The 4,927-nt window shown below is 35.7% G+C and carries 5 protein-coding genes; 3 read left to right on the plus strand and 2 right to left on the minus strand.

Going from position 1 to position 4,927, the window contains the following annotated elements:
* Nucleotides 1-651: 651 nt before the first annotated feature.
* Nucleotides 652-1,134: an anti-sigma regulatory factor gene (locus AFK68_RS10635; protein ID WP_094672678.1), complete on the plus strand. Its 483-nt coding sequence runs from the start codon at nt 652-654 to the stop codon at nt 1,132-1,134.
* Between the two features lie 18 nt (nt 1,135-1,152).
* Here AFK68_RS10635 and AFK68_RS10640 read toward each other — a convergent pair whose 3' ends face one another.
* Nucleotides 1,153-1,467: a DUF6439 family protein gene (locus AFK68_RS10640; protein WP_246844105.1), complete on the minus strand. Its 315-nt coding sequence runs from the start codon at nt 1,465-1,467 to the stop codon at nt 1,153-1,155.
* A gap of 52 nt (nt 1,468-1,519) precedes the next feature.
* Between AFK68_RS10640 and AFK68_RS10645 the strand changes: the two genes are divergently transcribed.
* Entirely contained in the window at nt 1,520-1,933 is a 414-nt protein-coding gene (locus tag AFK68_RS10645; RefSeq protein WP_246844106.1) for a DUF2203 domain-containing protein, read from the plus strand.
* Nucleotides 1,934-2,286: 353 nt separating this feature from the next.
* Here AFK68_RS10645 and AFK68_RS10650 read toward each other — a convergent pair whose 3' ends face one another.
* Nucleotides 2,287-2,802, minus strand: coding sequence for a hypothetical protein (locus AFK68_RS10650; protein ID WP_094672679.1), 516 nt, complete (start codon nt 2,800-2,802; stop codon nt 2,287-2,289).
* A 429-nt stretch (nt 2,803-3,231) separates the two neighbouring features.
* Here AFK68_RS10650 and asnS point away from each other — a divergent pair, with 429 nt between their 5' ends.
* Nucleotides 3,232-4,623 carry an asparagine--tRNA ligase gene (gene asnS / locus AFK68_RS10655; RefSeq protein WP_094672680.1) on the plus strand — a complete coding sequence of 464 codons (1,392 nt, stop codon included), beginning with the start codon at nt 3,232-3,234 and terminating at the stop codon, nt 4,621-4,623.
* Nucleotides 4,624-4,927 lie beyond the last annotated feature (304 nt).

A 4,927-nucleotide genomic window follows, 5' to 3' on the forward strand; every position in this document is an offset into this window, starting at 1 on the left:
AGTAAGGGATATCGGGAGATGGGGTGTATTAGATATCTACCCAAATCCCATCATCAAATCAATTCTTACCCATTTTTTCTCAATTACTTCTCCAGATTACCTATTTTCTGGAGATACGCTTAGGGGTTCTATATATATCTACCTCTCTTCTGACTACTGACTTAGTTCTCCAAAGTTCCTAGTTGTTCCCCCGGCATCTTTTTCAGGAGAAGGCTATTCACAAAACGCCTAGGCACAAAAAAATGAACCTAGCCCAACTTGGATATTTTTGAGGGCAAAAATTAGGTGAAAGCTCTACAGGGTTTGGGAAAATAGCTCAAGAGCCTTAAAATGCCTCAAATCTACATAGATAAATAAATAAACAGGCTAATTTAGAGATCAAAGCTTTACTATGTAATCATTTGATGCTATTTTTATAGTGTTTTTTGCTAAAGTCCTAAGAATAGATATTAGATTATTTTAGAGAACATCTCCAAGAATTTGCACTAATTCTGCTTAGGTACTTTATTTTTCTTAAGAGTTTTGATATTATAGGAAATATGAGGGCAGCGATGCTCATTCTAAAGCTTTTTGAACTGTAGAGGAGATTGACAACTCTTGATAAAAGTAGTTGTTGACTATGCCCCATACAAAGGCTAGGGAGTTTTTTAAGTGATTGCTATATCATCACGTCCACGTCAAATAGGTCAAAATTGGGTGACAATTAGCTTCGCTTCTACCCTCTATTTGTGTCCGATCCTCGATCTGCTACTTGCGGATGTTCCTAAACACTGGCATCCAGAACTGCGATTAGGATTACAAGAGGCGTTAGTAAATGCGACAAAGCATGGGAATAATTTAGACCCCACTAAAACAGTTTTAGTCCGTTTTTCAATTGTCAAAGACCACTACTGGTGGGTGATATCAGATCAAGGTCCTGGTTTTAAACCACCTTGTAGACCTAACCAAAATAACCAAAAAATTGCAAATGATGATCCGGAAAACTACACAGATTGTGACGATCAAAAAGAATGTGGTCGAGGAATATACATTATCTACCAAGTTTTCGATTATATTGAATGGAATTCCAAGGGCACAGAGTTAATGCTATGCAAAAAGGTAAGGAATAACTCTAGATTGCCCTTGGTACGATGAATACTTAAATTAAACTAATTAATTCTTCTGAGAACCATGAGTTGGACATGGAGGTGCTGATATTGATCGATCTAACCACCTAATTGCTTGGTTTAGGCGTGTGATCGCTTCAGTAGGTTGACCCTGAATCAGAAAAACCAAAGCAGCTACAGTTAGCTCTAATGCACGAACTTGGCGATTAGATTTGAGTCGATGCCAGTCTCTTTCTGGTATAGCAAGTCTTTCGGCTAAAGCTTGGGCTAGTTCTAGTGTGGTATATTCTTCTAAATTTCTATGATTAGAAGTCTCTACTTTGTTAACTATAGTTGCAGGAGTTGAGTTAGACTTGAGCATATCTACCTAGATAATGTTTTCCAGTGAACTTACTATACTTAAGTATGCCAGCATGAATCCTTCTCCAGAAGATTCTCCCAAAAAATTAAATGATGAGTTTTCAAATTATGTCCCAGTTAATCAGGAATTAGAAGTTTCAGAGATGGATCTGGCACAAGAATTGGCAGAGGTAGAACTTAACCTTGCTGCCGTAAAAGAACGTTATTCTCAAATTCAGTATTACCAGAAGCGCAAAGCACAACTCCAGCATCGTTTAGAAGAAGTGCGACCCGAAGTACGTCGCCAAAAAACTCACAAATTGCGAGAAGAGTTACAACAGATACAGACAGAATTGGAAACAATAGAGTTAAATCTAGAAAGCAGTTTATTTGATTGGGGCAGCATAAAAGAACCATTCTGGCAAGCTGTGAGATTTGGAGGTTTAGGAATTGCCATAGGTTGGTTGTTAAAATCCTGTGTTAGTTGAGGTTACCTTTTTTGTCTGGAAATTTCTGTTGTGATAGATTAAAGTATCTTTAATCCCTTTACGAATTCAACCATTATAGCGATTTGACTTAATGTTGATTGCTAAAGCTTAAAAAGCATACACTATCCTAGACAAATATATATAAAATATTAAAGATATGAAACAATTAGAAATTTGCCGAAAGATTAGGATTCAGTTGAAAAATAACGATAGAGTTGGGATAACACTGGAAAGTTAAAAGCCCAAACTAAAAGTTCCAATCATTTCTACTAAAGAGAATAATATTTAGCTGTAGCAAGAAGATTAAAATATCATCCGGGTAAACGAAAAGTTGTGCTATATTTGATCGTATTCTAACCATATCTTAACCGAACATTTTTGTAGGATTGTCTTGCAGTGAAAGGTTTAAACTGAGTATCTACAAACTGTACTGGATAATAGGTTTCAATCCACAAATGAGCTCCACAAGGTAAAGGTTTATAAGGTTTATAAACTATACGACACGGACCATGTATTTCCATTTGATAACCCATATCATTATGATTTGTCTGCTTTAAGGTGATTACTGGTATTAACTGATCGGGAGTCATTTGAGGATCGTTTTTAATTCGGTCGCTATTATCTCGAATTTTGTGTTGATTAACATGAATCTTGGTTGGATTCTTTCGTCGCCTTTTACACCATAAACCTTCGGGACCTCTAGTACCTGGTATTACAATAGGCATTTTCATTTTGCCATAGAGAGGAATTTGCCAAAATCCTTTGTTTTTGTAAGCCCCTTTAATTCTACCTTGAGAAAGTAGAACTCTAACTCGTTGACAACAAATACCTAATAAAAAAGCTGCTTCTCTAGTTCCTATATAAGTCATTTATACTATAGCGCTATAGTTTTAAATATAGAATTAATCATAAGTACATATAAAAAATTATAACTCTCAGTTCAAGAAATTATGTAGCAAGTGTTACATAATTTCTTGAACTCCTATAACCTATACAAATTAGGTTAAGTGAAATAAATTTAGCAAAAATATATGTGTTTCTGACCTACCTAAAAAGTAATAAAGTAATGTGTAATTAATTTTCCACAAATTAAGACTATATTGAATCAATTACGAGATATACTTTCTCAAAGTATGGATAGGATTAAATAAATGACTAAGCAACGAATTGCAGAAATATTAAGAAGCGGTAAACCTGATACCAAAGTAACAATTCAAGGATGGGTACGCACTAAGCGAGAGTTNATATTGAATCAATTACGAGATATACTTTCTCAAAGTATGGATAGGATTAAATAAATGACTAAGCAACGAATTGCAGAAATATTAAGAAGCGGTAAACCTGATACCAAAGTAACAATTCAAGGATGGGTACGCACTAAGCGAGAGTTGAAAGAGTTTGCTTTTGTAGAAGTTAATGATGGTTCATGTTTAGCTAACCTACAGGTGGTATTAAATCCGGATATACAAAATTATCAGGAAAGTTTGCAGCAGATAAATACAGGTGCTTCGGTGGAAGTGACTGGTATTTTAGTGGAGTCGCCAGCAAAGGGGCAAAGAATTGAACTTAAGGCAGAAAGTATTATTGCTTATGGTGATGCTGACCCTCAAACTTATCCTTTGCAGAAAAAACGTCACTCTTTTGAATTTCTCCGCACTATTGCACATTTGCGAGGACGAACTAATACTTATGGAGCAGTTTTTCGGGTGAGAAATGCTTGTGCTAATACCATTCATCAATTTTTTCAAGAACGAGGTTTTTTGTGGGTTCATACTCCTATTATTACTGCTAGTGATTGTGAGGGTGCGGGGGAAATGTTTACTGTTACAAATTTTGATTTAAAGAAAGTTCCTCTGACAGAAAAACAAGATGTTGATTTTAGTCAAGACTTTTTTGGAAAGCAGTCTTTTCTAACAGTAAGTGGGCAGTTAGAAGCGGAAATTATGGCAACTGCTTTTAGTAATGTTTATACGTTCGGTCCGACTTTTCGAGCCGAAAATTCTAATACTTCTCGACATTTAGCTGAGTTTTGGATGATTGAACCGGAGATGGCTTTTTGCGATTTGGAAGGGGATATGGATTTGGCTGAGGAATTTTTGAAACATATTTTTAAGTCTGTTTTGGAAAGTTGCCCGGAGGATATGGAATTTTTTAATAAACGGATTGATAAGACTGTTTTGGAAACGGCGGATACGATTATTAATAATAGTTTTGAAAGGATTAGTTATACTGAGGCAGTTTCTTTGTTGGAAAAGACGGATAAAAAGTTTGAGTATCCGGTAGAATGGGGTTTAGATTTACAGTCGGAACATGAACGTTATTTGTGTGAGGAGTTGTTTAAAAAACCTGTAATGGTGACTGATTATCCGGCAAAAATTAAGGCTTTTTATATGCGGTTGAATGATGATGGTAAGACAGTTAGGGCAATGGATGTTTTAGTGCCGAAAGTAGGAGAAATTATTGGTGGTTCTCAGAGAGAAGAACGTTTGGATGTTTTGGAGAGGCGGATAGATGAACAGGAGATGAATAAGGAGGAATTATGGTGGTATTTGGATTTGCGTAGATATGGTACTGTGCCTCATGCGGGGTTTGGTTTGGGATTTGAAAGAGTGGTGCAGTTTATGACAGGAATGGGGAATATTCGAGATGTAATTCCTTTTCCCAGGGCGCCTTTAACTGTCGATTTTTAAAGTTATAGTACTAGGGAATAGGGAATAGGGAATAGGGAATAGGGAATAGGGAACAGCATACTTTTAAAGGAGTTTCAACATTTAGAAATATCTTAACCTTAATGCCTAGCTCTAGATATCAAATATGCTTTTTTTTGAGGGTTATGAGAAACCGGGTTTATGGAAAGTAAATGTTAGTATGGTGGGGTATTTAATAAACCTTTTCGGAACGTTTTTTACAAAGATTATCCTGCAAATAAATTGCAGAAAAGTAGTAACTTCTATGGGTTAGAGAAACCTTGTAAAAAAGCAGATGCAATATTAA

Origin of the sequence: Hydrocoleum sp. CS-953 (genome assembly GCF_002260545.1) — a bacterium.
GTDB lineage: Bacteria > Cyanobacteriota > Cyanobacteriia > Cyanobacteriales > Microcoleaceae > Trichodesmium.